The organism is Desulfobotulus mexicanus (assembly GCF_006175995.1).
GTDB lineage: Bacteria > Desulfobacterota > Desulfobacteria > Desulfobacterales > ASO4-4 > Desulfobotulus > Desulfobotulus mexicanus.
In genome coordinates this window covers 1-16,365 of sequence record NZ_VDMB01000005.1, presented here as the reverse complement: position 1 = coordinate 16,365, position 16,365 = coordinate 1, and the positions used below count along the sequence as shown (strand labels likewise).

Here is a 16,365-nt window from a genome sequence, read left to right as displayed (position 1 = left end):
TTAAGGAGAATCATGGAACCGGTTATGAATCAGAAACCTCTGGCCATCTGTGATGTGAGCCTGCGGGATGGTTTTCAGTGCCTTTATGCGGGACGGGGCCGCACGGCCGATATGGTGCGCATGGCTGCGCTGATGGATGATGTGGGCTTCTGGGCCGTGGAGGTCTGGGGCGGGACTGGCTTTGACGTGATGCACAGGGAGCTGAATGAAGACCCCTGGGAACGCATTCGCAGCCTGAAACGGTATTTCAGAAAAACCCCCATGGCCTGCATGCTCAGGGGGCAGCACCTTGCAGGGGAACGCTGCTACGCAGACGATGTGGTCCGGGCCTTTGTGGAGCGGAGTCATGAGAACGGAATTCAGGTTTTCAGGCTCTTTGACCCCATGAATGATCTGCGCAATCTTCAGGTTGCCGGAGAAAGTGTTTTGCAGGCAGGTGGCCACTTTCAGGGATGTATCTGTTACAGCCGGACTTCAGAACATCCGGAAGAAGAAAGCCTCTACACCCTGGATTATTATCTGAAAAAAGCCATTGTTCTTCAAAATATGGGAGCCCACTCCCTTTTGATCAAAGATACTGCGGGGCTTCTCATGCCCGGAGAGGCCCGAAAGCTGGTGGCTGGTCTTAAAGCGGCCATCTCCCTGCCCCTTCACATCCATACCCATGCCACTGCAGGCTTTGGCCCCCTTTCCCTTTTTGCCGCTGTGGAGGCTGGTGCTGATGGCGCGGATACCTGCCTTGCTCCCTTTGCCATGCGAAGCAGCCATGGGGCCGTGGAACCTCTCATCGCTGCCCTGAAGGGAGGAGATAGGGATACGGGGCTTGATCTTGAAAGAATAGCCGCCCTGAACCGGCTCAGCGAAGAGGAGATTCTTCCCAAGTACTGGCATTTCTATGGCGGCAGCACAACACCCATGGACACCACTGCATTGATACACGGTTTTCCCGGAGGCATGGAGGCTGATCTGAAACGTCAGCTGGAAGAAACAGGGGGTGAAGACCGGCTGGATGCTGTTTTCAGAGAACTGAAAAGGGTGCGCAGGGATATGGGTAATCCGCCCCTGGTCAAGCCCGTGACCCGAATTCTGGGAACCCAGGCCGTAAACAATGTGCTTTTTGATACGGAGGGGGAATCCTACCGAATGCTTTCTGCTCAGGTAAGGGATTTCTGTGCAGGTCTTTACGGTGAACCGCCCGGCCCTCTGGATGCTGCCTTAAGAAAAAAAGCCCTTGAGGGTCATCCAAGGGGTGTGCGTCCTTTACGGGAACGTCCCGGAGAAGCCCTGAAACCTGAGCTGCCTAGGGTGAGAGAAGAATTGCGGGGGCTGGCTGCAGATATAGAGGATGAGCTTCTCTGCGCCCTTTTCCCTGCGACAGGTAAACGTTTTCTGCGCTGGAAATACGGCAAGGAAACACCTCCTGAATATACCCTGCCCCGGACTCTGGAAGAGGCAATGAAAATACGGGAACGGATGATCCGGATTCTGGCAGGGGAACATAAAATCACAGAACCTGAGAAAGTGCCGGAAAAAAGTCCCTATATCCGTACCTTTAATGTCTTTGTGGATGATACCTATTATGAGGTGGATGTGGACGAAGTGGGAGGAGCACCGGTGATTCGACATGCCTTTCCCCTGACACCACCCGCCACAGAAAAAAATACTATCAGGGAAACAGGCAATACAAACTTTGTGAAAAAAGCCCCTGGTTCCATTCCTGCTCCCTCAAATGACGGAGATGAGGGAACCCCCCTTGTGGCTCCCATGCCGGGCATGGTTGTGTCCTTCAGGAAAAAGGAAGGGGACAGTGTTAAGGCCGGTGAAACGGTGGTGATTCTGGAGGCCATGAAAATGGAAAACGCCCTTGTCGCTCCGGTTTCAGGAGTGATCCTGAATCTCTGTGTACGAAGCGGAGATTCCGTTGCCAAGGATGCGGTTCTCTGCCGTATCGGATAAGGAGAATTTTTGTGCTTGCGCTTTCTGATACCATGGTGCGTATTCTGAAAACCCTGCCCCTTTTAAAACGGGTAAGTCCTGAATCCATTGAAATCCTTGCTGCATATATGCAGATTTTCCGGGTCAGGGAAGGTGAGGAAATTATCCGCTGGGGAAGAAGGGCGGAAACGCTTTATATCACCATATCAGGTGATTACATGATGGCCTTTCCCGATGGAAGTGCCTTTACCCTGCATGGCAGTGGAGAAGTTATCGGCATGAATGCCATGCTGAACCAGGGCCGTTATACGGCAAAGGCCCTGGCCCTGACCGATGGTTCCCTTATGGCCCTGTACCGCTCCGGCAGAGACAGGATGCTGGAAGACCATCCCCGTTTTGCAGACCGGATTCACCGCAGTATTCAGGCCTATCTGAACCAGAGACAGGCCCAAAAAAACAGCGGAGAAATTTTTGTGGACGAGGATTTCAGCAGGGGAGGGAAGAATGCCTGAGTACGGTCTGGATGCCATTGCCAGCCATAATGGCTGGGAAATGGCTTTTCTCGGTATTCTAATTGTTTTCACCTGTCTGAGCCTCCTGGCTTTCAGTATTTCCCGCCTGCATCGCATCCTTGCCTTTTTTGAAGCCCGGAAAGACCGTAAGCCTGCAAAGGAAACGGTGCTTGCCTCAGAAAAGGATTCAGCTCACGACCGGACTGAAACTCCTTCTTTAAAAGGCTTTGCTGGTTTTCAGGAAGCCTGTGGCAGCTTTGCTCTGCTGGCGGAAAGCATGGGATCTCCTTTGTCTCTGCCGGGCCTTCTTGAACAGGCGGAAAAAAGAGGCGTTGCCCGTTGCCATGCCATTCTGGCGGATCTTGTGCGTACCGGAGTGCTGAAGCCCGATGGCAGTGGTTTTTATAACTGGGAGAAGGCAGCCTTTGAACGGCTTGTTCAAGGTGGAGAATATCCGGCAAAAAAAGGGCGAAGGGCACTGCTGGCCTGAACTGCCGGAGTATAAATCAACGACTGACAATGAAAGAAGAGATATGATCCCGCTGCTGCTGGATTTTTTAACTAATACAGGCTTTTACATGATTGATATTCTCCATGTTTTTATGATCTGTGTGGGGCTTGTGTTTATTTATCTGGGGATAGTCAAGCGCTATGAACCCCTTTTGCTGGTTCCCATAGGATTCGGTATTCTCATGGGGAATATACCTGTATTCCATGGACTGGGCCTGAGTATCTATGAAGAAGGCTCCGTTCTGGGCTACCTTTACATGGGCGTTACCCACGGCATTTATCCGCCACTGATTTTCCTTGGCATCGGAGCCATGACGGATTTTTCCACCCTTCTGGCAAGACCTTCCCTGATGCTGCTGGGGGCAGCTGCACAGACGGGTATTTTTCTTACCTTTCTTGGTGCTCTGGCCTTAGGCTTTTCTCCCTTTGAAGCAGCCAGCATAGGCATTATAGGCGGTGCGGACGGTCCCACGGCCATCTTCCTTACGTCCATGCTTGCCCCTGATCTCATCGGTCCCATTGCCATTGCTGCCTATTCCTATATGGCGCTCGTTCCTGTGATACAGCCGCCCGTCATGAAGCTTCTTACCACTAAAAAAGAGCGTTGCATCCGCATGGAAGAGCCAAGGAAAGTTTCCCAGAAGGAAAAAATCCTCTTTCCCATCATAGGGCTTCTCATGTGCTGTTTTATAGCCCCTGCGGCCTTACCTCTGCTGGGTATGCTTTTTCTGGGTAATCTCCTTAAAGAAGCAGTTGTCACGGATCGTCTGGCTGTGGCAGCCCGCACGGTTATCATCGATACGGTTACCATTCTTTTGGGCGTAACCGTCGGGGCCAGTACCCAGGCGGATGTTTTTCTTAATGCAAAAAGCATAGGGATTTTTGTACTGGGAGCAGCCAGTTTTGCCGTGGCAACGGCCTGCGGGCTTCTTTTTGCAAAGTTCATGAATCTTTTTTTAAAAACCAAGATCAATCCTTTAATTGGTGCTGCAGGGGTATCTGCCGTGCCGGATTCAGCCCGTGTGGTGCATCATGTGGCCCAGCAGGAAGATCCGGGGAACTTTCTGTTAATGCATGCCATGGCCCCCAATATTTCAGGGGTAATCGGTTCTGCCATTGCGGCCGGGGTTTTATGGAGTTTTCTTTCCTGAAGAATGTGCTGCGAGTCTTTCAGGGGGCGGCAGGCTTTTCTGCCTGCTCAGCCTTCATCCTCCTCTTCCATCCGGGCTTCAATGGTTTCCAGCAGATCCTTAAGCCTTGCAGCTACGCTTTCATGGGAATATTCATCATCGGGGTGGGGCTGTTCACCGGGCTTCTGGAAATAGGGTTTTTCATTGTTGATCTGTCCCCACTTGATATCTGCCTGACGGGTGAGCTCATATAAACGTTCGGGGTGCTCCAGATATGAACGAATCAGCCCATGGAGAAATGTAAAGGGTTTTTCTGCCTGTTCTGAAAGGGCAAGACTGTTATTTTTTACCCTTTCCTGAAGTACGGATATAAGTATTCTTGAGGCGTCACGGGTGTTATCCTGTATAAACCCATTGAGTTTTGCAACCAGCTGATCAATGGCAGGCACAGGATTGTGCCCTTTCATGAAATGGCCGCCTTCTCTGCCTATGGCTTCGGCCATGGAAAATTTTCTGCTGCTCCTTATTTCCTGCTGGAGCAGGGCATCCTGCTTTTTCTTTTCTTCCTTTTCTGAATTCATGACAGCTCCTGATTGTTTTTTAGATATGGACAGAACGGTGCTGTTTTGTTCACCGTTTTTTTGAGGGAGAGAGGACATAGAGAAAAAGAGACCCCTTTTTACTTTTTAGTGCAGTATTTACCACAAAAACGGGAATCCAGTACTCTTAATTCTGGATGCCCGCCTTTGCTGATATGGCTGATAAACGGCTGCCAGGGTAACCTTATATGATTACCCTGGGGCTCCCCGATTTTTACTTTTGAATACGGGTAAAGGTCTGGAAAACGGCATCCCCTTTTTCGGTATATCCGTGGCTGCCGGAGGCCCTGTACATTTTAAGGCCTTCCAGCAGAGGTTCAAAGATCTCGGACACGAGTACATGGGTGTTGCCGCCTGCAAGATTGGTTGCCTGCCACATGGCCAGGGCGAGAACCGTATCCATAAGAGCTTCGGACCGGACATAGGTAACAGATTTGTTTTTTCCGCTTAAACCCTTGTCCACAGACTGAAACAGATCATCGGAAACAAGATTGATACCGGAGCTTTCTGCCCGAACCATGTCCGCAATGCTTTCCCAGTGCAGGGCAAAAACGAAATATTTTCCCATTGTTGCCCAGCCGGGTTGAATGTCTTCACCCATGGGAATCTGAACCTGTGTGATTTCAACACTTTCTATGATGCGAGACTGAAGATTGAGGGGGATCCCGGATGCAGCTTCTGCCTTATTGACGAGGTTCTGCATGAGGCTTGTAAGAATTTCAGGGGACTGGCTTTCCAGCATGATGGCAAGCCGGGGCAGGGGGAATACGCTGTCCTCATCAGCTCCTGTCATGATGAAAGCCATTTCATGACCAAGGCTGTTGATGAGATCCTCAAAGAGGATACCGGTCTGCATTTCAAAGGCCGTACGGAAGGCTGACTGATCTTCAGGGTCTTCAAGGATTGATTGGATGGTATACTCAAGGTCAAAGCTGCCGTTCCAGAAAAAAAGCTCCGTTTCAGGAGGAGCCATCCACAGAGGCTCTGGTTTGCGCGCGGGTCTTTCCATCAGAGCCAGAAGATCCGGATCCAGTTCCTTTTTGTCCATGCCAGCTCTGCCCAGAGACCTTCTGATTTCTGTTCCATCATTGAATCTTGCATAACCGAAATTTTTAAACCCCTGAAGCATTTTTCTGATATCATTCCAGTCGCTCACATCACCGGATTTGGCAAAAGAGGCCAGTTTTTCATCCACAAGGGGAAGTGCTGTGGCAAAATCCATATAAAAGGAGAGGGTTCTTGGCCCATCGCCCAGGGCTTTTTCCATGGAGGCAAAGTTTTTATTCTTTTCCAGCGGGGCAATGCTGCCCGAAGAAGCATCCAGCATCCGTTTCAGGGTTTCCAGGTGAAAGGCTCCCAGCATAAGGCCTTCTCTGTCGCTGGTAAAAAGCTCCATACCGTTTTCAAGGTTGATCTGCCGGATTTTTATATCCCCATGGGGGGCAATTTCTAAAACATCGAGACCGGGTGCCCAGGGGCTGATAAAAGAAACAAGGGTAGCTCCCTGTACAGGCCGTGCAATTATGGCTATTCCCTTAAGCATATCTTCAGGTTCTGCGTAGGGAGTCATAAAAGCCAGAGCTTCCGGCAGAATGGCCAGAGCAGCTTCCCTGCCAAAAATACTGTTAAATATTTTTTGATTCCATTTTAAAGAAAGCCACTCCCTGTAGTTCGTCATTTCATCGGGAATAAGGTAGGGAAAGCCTGCCCTTTCAAGGCTGGCTTCCAGATCAATGCCATTAATGGCCTTTGCCAGGGGGCTGTTTCTGAATTCTTCCATCTGTTCTGCGGCATTGTTGATACTTAAAAGCAGCAGGGTGTCCGCAGGCAGCACAGAGGCTATATGGGGGCCGTCCGACGGGTCAGGGTGTTTCATTAGATACCAGGCTGCAAAGCCCGAAAGACTGACAACAAGAAGGGCAAAAAAGATCACATTTTTTTTCATTATTGAGGCTCCATGTTATAATTAATCATCTGATGATTTCCAGCCTGACTCAGCCACTGTTTTCTGGCAGGATCTGCCCCTGCGAAAGGTTTACGGCCCTGTATTGCACAAGATACCCTTTACGGGTGCCCTAGGGAAAATCCAGGGCCTGCCCCTTACAGTTTTTTTATGTTTCAAAAAAAGTATGGCCTAAAAAAGGTGATCATCAGGATCAGAAAAAGAAGATGCGTCACTTCCGGGTTGTGAGTATGGCATGTATTCTTACATTTATGGAGGGTAAAAATGAAAATTCCGCCTTACTGGGTAAAAAAAAGTCAGAAAATGAAAGATGCCCATGGCCAATCCCACAGCATAACGGCTTCGGGCTGGTCCTTTGTTTCTCCGGCAGAAGCGGCAAAGGAGGCCACAGCCAGGGCCGGACGCATCTTCAACCGCCTGATGGGCGGTGAAAGGCCGGATCATTACGAATACCATGATATGCCCGTCAAAGAAGAGATCCTTGGGGAAATATTTGATGGAGAAAAGCAGCTTGCTGTGATTACCCGCAACCGCTACGGTGCCGAAATCCTTAATTGTTCTCAGGTGCTTTTTGTGGATGTGGATTTTCCCAAAGCTGAATCTGCAGGTTTTATGGAATGGCTGCGCAGGCTTTTTTTCGGCAGAAGTATTGGTGAAAAAAAGGAAGCTCCTGCCGAGAAAGCCATTGCCTCCGTAAAAGAGTGGTCACGGCAGAATCCGGATTATGGCTTTCGCCTCTACAGAACAAAGGAAGGGCTGCGCCTCCTGTTTACGGGAAAACTCTTTGCCCCCGCCTCAGAGGAAACGGAGAGAATACTTAAAGGCCTGAATGCCGATCCCCTGTATCAGGTGCTGACCCGAAAGCAGGAGTGTTTCCGGGCAAGGCTGACCTCCAAGCCATGGAGATGCGGCTCTCCGAAACCTCCTTCGTCCTTTCCCTGGGAAGATGAAGCAAAGGAAAGGGAATACAGAAGCTGGCAGGAAATCTACCGGCAAAAGGATGAAGGATTCAGAATCTGCGATTTTATAGGAGATTTCGGGAAAAAAGAGGTCCTTTCTCAAGCGATAAAAATCATGGAAATCCATGACAGGGCCGTGCGTCTGACGGGTACGGCACCCCTTGCCTGAGCCTAAAGATAATGGATGCTGACCTCTTTCAGGTAATGTTCCGTAAGAAGGCCCTGAATTTTTTTGACGATGTTCCTTCGTATTTCCAGCCCTACTGGCATATTGGGATCCTGGTGGGCTTCGTTTATTTTCGTGCCCACCAGAAATACGATGCGGTCATGGTTGATGATCATATCAATGATACGGTCAGCCGCATTCTGCTTAGAATTGGAAGCAATGGTGCCCGTAACTATGTTGGTCCGCTGTTCCAGAATCTCCGCCACCCTGCCAAGGGTAATGATTCCTTCGGTCACCAGATCCGCACCTTCCATTTCCGAGACCGGCGGAATTACAGGATCCAGATTTTTCACATCAGTGCGACAGGGCTTGCCAAGCTGACGGGATATGATACCCGCCGTGGTGCCGCCTGCGATAATTCTCGATCCGCTGAAGGCGGTGAACTGCCTTACCATCTCACTGTCATGGTCCGGATTCATGGGGGGGCCTGTGACAATGAGCAGATCCCTTGGGCTGCGGATGTAGATGACACCGCAGGTGATGTCATCCTTTGCCTGATACTGATCATGGAAAAGCGCCTGCTGCACAATGGATCTGGCCAGTTCCCGTGCACTGACAGAAGGTGCAGTACGGACTTTTTCCAGTATGAAATCTTTCACCCTTTCTTCTCCCCAGCCAAAGGGAAAGCCCTTGCTTCCCATACCGGACTGGGTAACTCCGTCCGAAAAAAAGACCAGCCGGTCTCCGGGCAGGGCCTGATAGCTGGAATAAAACATGGTGGTATTGTGCGGAGGAGCGGCTTTTTTATTTTTTCTTTCAATGATGATGGCATTTTTTTCAGGGGTCATGGGCTGATTGTCCCGGATAAGAAGATAGCCCGGATTATCAAATTCCATCATCCTTACCTGCAGCCCCGGCTCTATATCCACTATGGTAAAGGTGGCATAGCTGATTTCCCGGAGCCTGCAGACCGGCAGGGTGTTCATGATGGTTCTGGCTGCCCGTTTGATGGGGATATTGGAAGCCACAAATTTCAGCGCCATGGTGGCCGTAAGGGTGGAAAGCACACCGGCTTTGACGCCGGAGCCAAGGCCATCGGAAAGGACAGTAATAACCCTGCCGTCGCTTTCATTTTTCTGGGATAAAAAGGTGTCTCCTCCGGCACCTTCCCTGTACTTGAAAATCTGATGGTGATCCACTTCAATAAAGCTTTCTGCCGCTGGCATATGGATCATAGGTCGCTGTCCTCGTCCCCTGAAAAGGATTCTATTACGGAGTTAAGTATGGCTTCCGTTTCAGCGGCATTTTCACCCAGAAGAAAGGCGATTTTCTGAACCACTTTAAGGTTTTTATTGATAACCCGCCTTGTTTCATCGATGACCCTGGATTTCTGAATCTGGGGTGCCGTCACATCCTGCAGTACACCGCAGGCACTTTCTCCCTTTTCTATGGAAAAGATGGTCAGATGAAAGATTTTTTTCCCTTCCCGAACCTCCCTGTTCACAAGATCCAGTCCGTTGAGATCAATCACATCCTTGAAATAACGGGCAAGGTCTGTGATTTTTTCAAGGCTGGCACCTTCCATGCCGGGACGGACTTCAAACATGGAAAGCACATCTTCTCCCATCATGTTGGCAAAGTATCTGTTACATTCAATGATTTTGAGCTGACTGTCACATATGACAACCCCTGCAGGTATGGCCCGGATAAGGCCGTTGGCTTTGTTCTGGGCCAGGGTTTTCATATAGGAAAGACACATGGTTTTTTCGGCACGGTTTTCCAGCATGGCTGCTGCAAAGGCTTTGCAGGTATCATAGCCGCAGCTTCCGCAGTTCAGGGCATCCTGAAGGGTGCGTTTGCCTATCTGTCGCAGGGCTGTCTGAATTTCTTCTTCGGAGTGCTCGACCGGGACAATTCTTTCCACAGGAAGGGTATCCTGCATGCAGGGCAATTTTTCGCTGAGGGTATTTCTGGCTTTACTGGCATAATCGAGAAGTCGGATTCTGCGAAAAATCCTCTGGGTATCGTCACAGATTCCGGGACCATTAATGCAGCCTCCGGGGCAGGAAAGAAGCTCCATGAAAATGGGTGCAGAAAACTCCGCCGGATTGAAGCCTTCAAGGGTTTTTCTTATTTCCTTGAGTCCTGTGATGCTCATCATATGAACATTCCGAATGGAGGCATATTTGCGGATGGATGCGATCATACCGCCTTCAATGGGATAAAGACTTCCCTTGGCTGCCTTCACAGGGATAAAGCTTTCTTTGGCTGCCTTATAATCAGCCGGACGAATGCCTTCGTCCTCAAGCCAGCGGCTCAAGTCCGTAAAGGAAATGGCTGCATCCAGCTCATCCCAGGTGTCGGCCTCCCTTTTTTTGGCAATGCAGGGTCCTATGAAAACAATGCCCGTTTCTTCTCCGTACTTTTCCTTCAGATACCTTGCATGGGCCAGCAGGGGAGAGGCACAGTCCGTAATGCTGGGGCTGAGTTCGGGCATGTAGTGCTTGATAAATTCCACAAGCACAGGACAGGCCGATGATAAAAAAAGTTTTTGCCTGTGAAGGGGCGGTTTTTCTCCTGCGGCTTCCTGGGACCGGAACTGCACCCGGTATCCGTAGAGACTCTCCCTATGATCCTTTGGGTCTGCTTCAGGATTGTCTTCTGCCATGGAAAGGTCACAGGCGATTTTGGCGGATACCAGATCAGCACCGATGGCGGTTTCAGAAACGCCGTAAAAACCCAGTGCTTTTATAGCCGAAATGAGCTGCCCCGGTTCAATGTCCGGATATACAGCGGCAAAGGAAGGAGCCAGAGATGCAATGACCTTTGGTTTCAGTTTCAGGATCTGCCGGGCCTGGGGCAGATCATCCCGCACTTTTTTTGCCTGGGCGGGGCAGGCCACAACACAGTGGCCGCAAAGTACGCACTGCTCCGGGATGATAATTGCGTGGCCCTTTTCCACAAGGATGGCTTTGACTGGGCATTCCCGGATACACTTATAGCAGTCCTGACAGCGGGTTTTTTCCGTATAAATGGGGCTTTTTATTCGGGGCATAGGTATTACCGCCTGATTTTATGGGCCAAAAGATCATGGATCATTCCCGGCTGAACTCCCTGGATCAGTTCGCCGTCTATTGTGATATTAGGGCCGTTTTTGCAGTGCTGCTCACAGAGGCAGCCCTGCATGCTGATGGATTCTGTGAGATCATTTTCCCGGATAAAGGCTTCAATGGCCGCTGCATTCAGATTGTTTCCCTTGGAAAAGCAGGAACTTCCCATGCAGAGGGTGAGGGTTTGAACAGGTTTCACAGGATTGTCCATTGGTAAATGCATGTCCTTTCGGTGTGCAGGGGCACAAGACCCCTGCCTGAAAAACTATACCCTTTTTTCCCCTGACGGATAGGCATTTAAGGGCCATGGTTTCGGGCCGTCCCATGGCTCAAGGGGCAGTTCTTTTTCAAGGGTATCGGCCACAAAGCCCAGCTCCAGCTCTTCCAGTTTTCTGCGGGTGGGAATACCCGTTACCAGATCCTGACCGGAAGCCTCATAATAGGCAGTGAGCATAGCTTCGTGCTTTTCCTGCTCCTTTGCAGCCTCCTCCGTTCCCAAAAGATCTTTGTGCAATACCAGCCTGTCATCCTGCCTGCGGGTTCCGCACCGTATGTTAAAGGCTTTTTCCAGAAGATAGACCCGGTCTGCCGTTGCGCTCAGACGTTCTTCCGTATAGGGAACACCTGTGGCGGCGGTCATGAGACGGGCCAGCCCTTCCATGAGGGGGTACTGGTTCACAAGGGGGACAGCACAGCTCCAGGAGTTGACAGCGCCCTTGCAACGGCCAATGCAGTCCGCAAGGGTACAGGCCCTTTCGGAGACGATGAGGGCGGATACGGGGTTGTCAGCCATGTCTGCGGGAAGACGGCCTTCGCTTTTCAGTTTAGAAAAAAGATCGCCGTCATTTTCTCCATAGGCCCAGCTCCGCCCCCTGAGATGATCGGCACCTCGGGTGCTGGTGGCGTGAGCCAGAGCAAACATGCCAGATTTATAAGGGCCTCTGGAAAGGCCTTTGACGTGGTAACAGACATCCATGGCCCTTTTTCCCAGAATCTTTGCCCCAAGGTAAAGACCTTCTGCCACAATGTTGCCGAAACCCTGCCGCAGGGCTGTTCTGTGCAGCAGCTTCACCTGATCGTCGGCGTTTTCCCATGAGAGATCCAGACCACCAGTATCTTCAATGGTGATGTCTCCCATATTGAATAGATCCTTGACCATGGCCATGGTGTTACCTGCCGCAATTATATCCATACCATAGCGGTCGCAGAGGTTTTCCATTTCCATAATCACCACAGGGTCTGTTATGCCGCAGTTGGTGCCGAGGCAGAAAACGCATTCATATTCCATGGCTTCGCCCTGCTCTCCGGCTCGGCGGCCTTTGGGAATTTCAAAGCGGTTTTTGCACTGCACCGTGCAGTTTCTGCAGCCCGTGCGACGGACCTCGTATTCCTTGAAGGCTTCGGGCTGAATGGCCGCAGGAATCTTGCTTCTGTCCCAGAAGTCCTCGTAATTGCGGTAGCCAGGAAACCAGTTGAGGATGCCGTGGTGGGAACCTATGCAGGAGGCAACGCCCTTTTGAAAGGGATCTGTTTTAAAGAAATTTCTGTCTTCCTTCGCAAGGGCTTTAAAGGTTTCAGGATCGGCCAGTTTCACCTTTCTGTTTCCCCGGACCACGATGCCCTTGAGATTTTTGGAACCCATGACAGCCCCGGCACCTCTGGCGGCGGATGCATATTTGTCCACAATTACAGAGGCAAAACGCACAAGGCATTCTCCAGCCTGACCGATGCAGGCAACACTGATATCCCTGTCGTGGGTATTGCGCATGGCTTCGGTGAACTCCCATGTGTCCGTACCCCAGTGTTCCGGGCAGGGAATGAGGGAAACCTCATCTTCATGTATATAAAGATAGGAGGGCCTTTCACACCGGCCTGTGATATTGATCTGATCCCATCCGGCAAGTTTCATGACATGGGCCAGCCTTTCTCCCGCATTACCGTCCCCCAGAATACCGCTATAGGGAGAGAGGGTGCTGACCTCTACACGGCTGGTGAGTCCAAGAACCGTACCGGAAAGGGGGCCGGGAGCAAAGCAGATGACATTTTCCGGGCCAAGGGGGTCTGTGCCGGGAGGGATGCGGTCAAAAAGGACCTTGTCGTTCAAGCCCCGACCACCTATGAAGAGTTGGGCATCTAAAGGATTCAGTGCCGCCGGTTCAAGGGTTCCACGACTTAAGTCTACGTTCAGTATGCGGCCACACCAGCCTTTCATGATTTTTTCCTTTTTTATGGGTCGCTAAGGGGAAGGCTGCCTGAGGGTTCTTTCTGTCATTTTTCCTCAACAGCTTGAAAATTATTGCACAAGGTATATGACCATTCAAGTATGAAGAATAAAATCAGGTTCTGGATGAACCTGATGGCAGTCAGTCCGGGACTTTTTTTGCCATGGACACAGATGCGCTGGACATGATTGTACGGGTATTACAGAAAAAAGGTTGAGGGTAAATGAAATCAGGCAGTGTTTCGAGAATGTTCTGGCGCTACACCATCCCTTCTGTTTCGGCCCTGCTTATCAGTGCCACATATCTGATAGTGGATGGTATTTTCATCGGTCATGCCATGGGGGGCGAAGGGCTGGCAGCCATCAATATGTCCTGGCCCTGGATAGGGATACTGCTGGCCATTGGTATGATGATTGGCATCGGTACAGGCGTGCAGTGCGGTATTGCCCAGGGTGAGGGTGATCTTCTGAAGGCTTCCCGCATTCTGGGGCAGGGGATCTGGGCGCTGGTGCTGCTGGGCCTGGCTTCTGGTCTTATGCTGGTAAATTTTTCAACCTTTTTTCTCGTCCTGCAGGGGGCAGAAGACAGTGTCGCATCTTTTGGCCGGGATTATCTGCGGGTGATGGGTTTTGCTGCTCCTGTTGTTCTGGCCAGTATAGCCATTCCTTTCTGGGTCAGGAATCTGGGGGCTCCGGGGTTTGCAACCCTTTGCATGGGGACTGGAGCTGTGGCCAATATGCTGCTGGATTATCTTTTCATCATGCACCTTGGGTGGGAACTTAAGGGGGCTGCCGTGGCAACAGTGCTGGCTGAAAGCTTAAGTATTGCCATGGGCCTTTTTTTCATATTCAGTACCAGATCCCGGGTACCACTGAAGCAGGGATTTTTAAAGCCAAGGCCAATTATAATGGCAAGGGTTCTGGCAACGGGTCTTTCCAGTATGCTGATGTATGTCTACATAAGTTTTGTGGTACTGCTGCATAACATGCTTTTCATGACATACGGCGGCACCCTGCAGGTGGCAGCCTTTACCATAGTAGGCTATGTGCTCACACTTTACTATATGTTTGCCGAAGGTGTTGCCGGTGGCATGCAGCCTCTGGTCAGTTTTTATAAAGGTTCAGAAAAATCCACAAACATCCGTCAGGTTGTAAGACTTGCCATGACTGTGGCACTGGGGGTCGGTATTATCATGACCTGTACGGTGATGCTGGTGCCGGGCCTTGCAGTATGGTTTTTTGTGTCCGGAGATCCTGAGCTTTCCGCCGCAGCTTCCCTTGGGATGCGCCTGCATCTTTTTGCCCTTTTTCTGGATGGCTTCATTGTTCTGACCGCCAGTTTTTTCCAGTCCATGGGTATGGCAAAAAAAGCCACCATGACAACCCTTGGTAATATGTTCATACAGCTGCCTTTTTTATTTATGCTTCCAAAGATCATAGGTCTTCAGGGGGTGTGGATGGCTCTGCCCCTGTCCAATGTGCTTTTTGCCTCCATTATTTTCTTTTTGTTTTTTCGTGAGATGAAAAAGCTGAAAATACGGGGATGACGGTTGTGTGATTTACCTTTGATTTAAATTTTGCCAGAAGTGCTGGAGGCAGGAGGTCCAGATTATGAAGGGCTGTTTTTATTTAGGTCGTTAAGGTCATTAAGGAAAAAATAATAAAAACCCCGATGTCCTTAACGGATGCCGGGGTTTTTTTGTTTATGCAGGTAAAAACAGAGGATATTTAAATCAAAATAAGCAGAAGTCACTGCTTTGAAAAAACCAGCCTTTCCTTGGAAAAATTTAAAAGGGGCAATCCCTGTCCGGATTTTCATCTTTATAGCCTTCGGGATAAAGGTCATCATCGTCAAGATCATTTCCTTCATAACTATAGCCATAAAATTCCGCATCACTTGCCATTTCAAAAAAGGAAGCCAGAGATTTACTCAGGTTTTTGACGATGCGGCTGTAGGTTTCTTTTTTCTGGAGATCCTTGGTTTTTCCCATGGCCTGCAATGCATCGGTCAGTTCTTTTCCTAAGCCGCTAACGATTTTTTCCGGATTCATGGGTGCTCCTTTCAGTTTTTTTCCGGGTAGATATCTATGTTACCTGTCATTCAAAACAGGATTTTTTTACACCATTCATGGTGCAGCTTTACCTGTTGCCTTACCCCATCCCGCATCCGATCACAAATCCCTGCTGACGGGTTTTTCTGCAGGCTAAGCTTATGCTATGATAAACAAAGAGAAAAGATCTGCTGCGGAATAAACCCGGTTAGATTTTTTTATGCAGTAGTCTACCCTGAAAACAGGGGAAAAGGAGGAGGCTTTGATAGACAGACTTATTATGCTCAGACAGCAGCTCAGGTCAAAACAGCCGAAACAATGCCGCAGATGCGGACTTTCTTATGAAGATTCAAAAATGAATTGTCCCCATTGTTCAGGTCTTTCGGAAAGGGAGCTTGAGGAACTGGTCCGGAGAAAAAAAGCCATGATAAGGGGCAATGTGCTTCATATGCTTTTTGTTTTTGCCGCACTGGCTGTTTTTTTCATCCTTTTTTTCTGGCTTCTGGGGTAGGCGAATGCCATGAAAGGAAAGACCTACGAGATGCAGCGGCTTTTTGTGGCTCTGGATTTTTCCGGGGAAGAAAGGCTCAGGGTGTATGAGGCAGCGGAGAGAATCCGGGTGAAAGGTGCTTTTCTGCCCCCTATGCCGGATCTTGGAAAAATTTTTACCATGAATCTCCTGGGAGTGAACCTTTACAGGTCTGAACTCAGACCAGAGGGGCCTGTATACAGCCTTCTGGTCCGGTCTGATTTTATGGAGACCGGGGGTTTTTAATCTCGGTTTTCTGGCAATTATACCAATCTGTAAAAGCTTGACTTTCTGAAAGATCAAATTTAAAATTTTAAATTGATGCACTCGCAAAAAGTCTCAAGCCATATTTTGTGAGGAAAAGTTGAAAAGATTGTTCCGGGACAAAAATATCCTTACAAATTGATGAATCGAGTCTGGTAGATGTAAAATGCGCTCTTTGACAACCTTATGAAGGGCAAATTTAAGGGTGTTTGCCCCCTCACCTCGCCTTTTTACCCTTTTGAGGCGATTTCTGAACGCAGTTGCCCTCAGGATGTTTAATCCTGTCACTTTGAGTACCGCTGCAACCCTGACCCTTGTCATTCCCCTGATCCGCAGATGTTTTATTCCAGTCATGCGGTCAAGGTCGGACATGGTTGCCTCGACGCCGGAACGGAATCGGTAGCYRTCTCGAAAAC

16 protein-coding genes are annotated in these 16,365 nt (G+C 49.8%); 8 read left to right on the top strand and 8 right to left on the bottom strand.

Annotated features, from left to right (window positions below):
• Positions 1–12: 12 nt before the first annotated feature.
• From FIM25_RS05415 to FIM25_RS05400, 4 genes are read left to right on the top strand one after another with little or no spacing between them, the layout of a single operon-like run.
• A complete protein-coding gene (locus tag FIM25_RS05415; protein ID WP_139447106.1) occupies positions 13–1,956 on the top strand; it encodes a pyruvate carboxylase subunit B in 1,944 nt (647 codons plus the stop codon).
• A gap of 11 nt (positions 1,957–1,967) precedes the next feature.
• Complete coding sequence (locus tag FIM25_RS05410) at positions 1,968–2,447, top strand: Crp/Fnr family transcriptional regulator (RefSeq protein WP_139447105.1); 480 nt, start codon at positions 1,968–1,970, stop codon at positions 2,445–2,447.
• Positions 2,440–2,937 (top strand): OadG family protein, encoded by a 498-nt coding sequence (locus FIM25_RS05405; RefSeq protein WP_139447103.1) that lies wholly within the window; start codon positions 2,440–2,442, stop codon positions 2,935–2,937. Before FIM25_RS05410 ends, FIM25_RS05405 begins: the two co-directional genes overlap by 8 nt.
• Positions 2,938–2,980: 43 nt before the next feature.
• Entirely contained in the window at positions 2,981–4,108 is a 1,128-nt protein-coding gene (locus tag FIM25_RS05400; RefSeq protein ID WP_139447101.1) for a sodium ion-translocating decarboxylase subunit beta, read from the top strand.
• Between the two features lie 47 nt (positions 4,109–4,155).
• On the opposite strand, the gene FIM25_RS05395 is transcribed toward FIM25_RS05400, so the two are convergent.
• Together FIM25_RS05395 and FIM25_RS05390 are read right to left on the bottom strand one after the other, a co-directional pair.
• Positions 4,156–4,668, bottom strand: coding sequence for a hypothetical protein (locus tag FIM25_RS05395; protein ID WP_139447099.1), 513 nt, complete (start codon positions 4,666–4,668; stop codon positions 4,156–4,158).
• 232 nt (positions 4,669–4,900) lie between these two features.
• The gene (locus FIM25_RS05390; RefSeq protein WP_139447097.1) at positions 4,901–6,631 is read right to left on the bottom strand and encodes a hypothetical protein; all 1,731 of its coding nucleotides are present in this window, start codon (positions 6,629–6,631) and stop codon (positions 4,901–4,903) included.
• A gap of 282 nt (positions 6,632–6,913) precedes the next feature.
• Here FIM25_RS05390 and FIM25_RS05385 point away from each other — a divergent pair, with 282 nt between their 5' ends.
• Positions 6,914–7,777, top strand: a complete 864-nt coding sequence (locus tag FIM25_RS05385; protein ID WP_139447095.1) for a hypothetical protein — start codon at positions 6,914–6,916, stop codon at positions 7,775–7,777.
• A gap of 2 nt (positions 7,778–7,779) precedes the next feature.
• On the opposite strand, the gene FIM25_RS05380 is transcribed toward FIM25_RS05385, so the two are convergent.
• From FIM25_RS05380 to FIM25_RS05365, 4 genes are all read right to left on the bottom strand, one after another.
• A complete protein-coding gene (locus tag FIM25_RS05380; RefSeq protein ID WP_179953184.1) occupies positions 7,780–9,009 on the bottom strand; it encodes a SpoIIE family protein phosphatase in 1,230 nt (409 codons plus the stop codon).
• Entirely contained in the window at positions 9,006–10,829 is a 1,824-nt protein-coding gene (locus tag FIM25_RS05375) for a [Fe-Fe] hydrogenase large subunit C-terminal domain-containing protein (protein ID WP_139447093.1), read from the bottom strand. Before FIM25_RS05375 ends, FIM25_RS05380 begins: the two co-directional genes overlap by 4 nt.
• A gap of 5 nt (positions 10,830–10,834) precedes the next feature.
• Positions 10,835–11,083, bottom strand: coding sequence for a (2Fe-2S) ferredoxin domain-containing protein (locus FIM25_RS05370; RefSeq protein ID WP_218961283.1), 249 nt, complete (start codon positions 11,081–11,083; stop codon positions 10,835–10,837).
• Positions 11,084–11,149: 66 nt separating this feature from the next.
• A complete protein-coding gene (locus tag FIM25_RS05365; RefSeq protein ID WP_139447091.1) occupies positions 11,150–13,096 on the bottom strand; it encodes an aldehyde ferredoxin oxidoreductase family protein in 1,947 nt (648 codons plus the stop codon).
• A 233-nt stretch (positions 13,097–13,329) separates the two neighbouring features.
• On the opposite strand from FIM25_RS05365, the gene FIM25_RS05360 reads away from it, so the two are divergent.
• The gene (locus FIM25_RS05360) at positions 13,330–14,652 is read left to right on the top strand and encodes an MATE family efflux transporter (protein WP_139447089.1); all 1,323 of its coding nucleotides are present in this window, start codon (positions 13,330–13,332) and stop codon (positions 14,650–14,652) included.
• Positions 14,653–14,892: 240 nt separating this feature from the next.
• On the opposite strand, the gene FIM25_RS05355 is transcribed toward FIM25_RS05360, so the two are convergent.
• Positions 14,893–15,156, bottom strand: coding sequence for a hypothetical protein (locus FIM25_RS05355; protein ID WP_139447087.1), 264 nt, complete (start codon positions 15,154–15,156; stop codon positions 14,893–14,895).
• Between the two features lie 262 nt (positions 15,157–15,418).
• Between FIM25_RS05355 and FIM25_RS05350 the strand changes: the two genes are divergently transcribed.
• Both FIM25_RS05350 and FIM25_RS05345 read left to right on the top strand, forming a co-directional pair.
• Positions 15,419–15,667: a hypothetical protein gene (locus tag FIM25_RS05350; RefSeq protein WP_139447085.1), complete on the top strand. Its 249-nt coding sequence runs from the start codon at positions 15,419–15,421 to the stop codon at positions 15,665–15,667.
• 9 nt (positions 15,668–15,676) lie between these two features.
• A complete protein-coding gene (locus tag FIM25_RS05345; RefSeq protein ID WP_139447083.1) occupies positions 15,677–15,931 on the top strand; it encodes a hypothetical protein in 255 nt (84 codons plus the stop codon).
• 93 nt (positions 15,932–16,024) lie between these two features.
• On the opposite strand, the gene FIM25_RS17865 is transcribed toward FIM25_RS05345, so the two are convergent.
• Positions 16,025–16,365: transposase (locus FIM25_RS17865; protein WP_179953183.1), on the bottom strand; the 341-nt coding region annotated here is incomplete at its 5' end.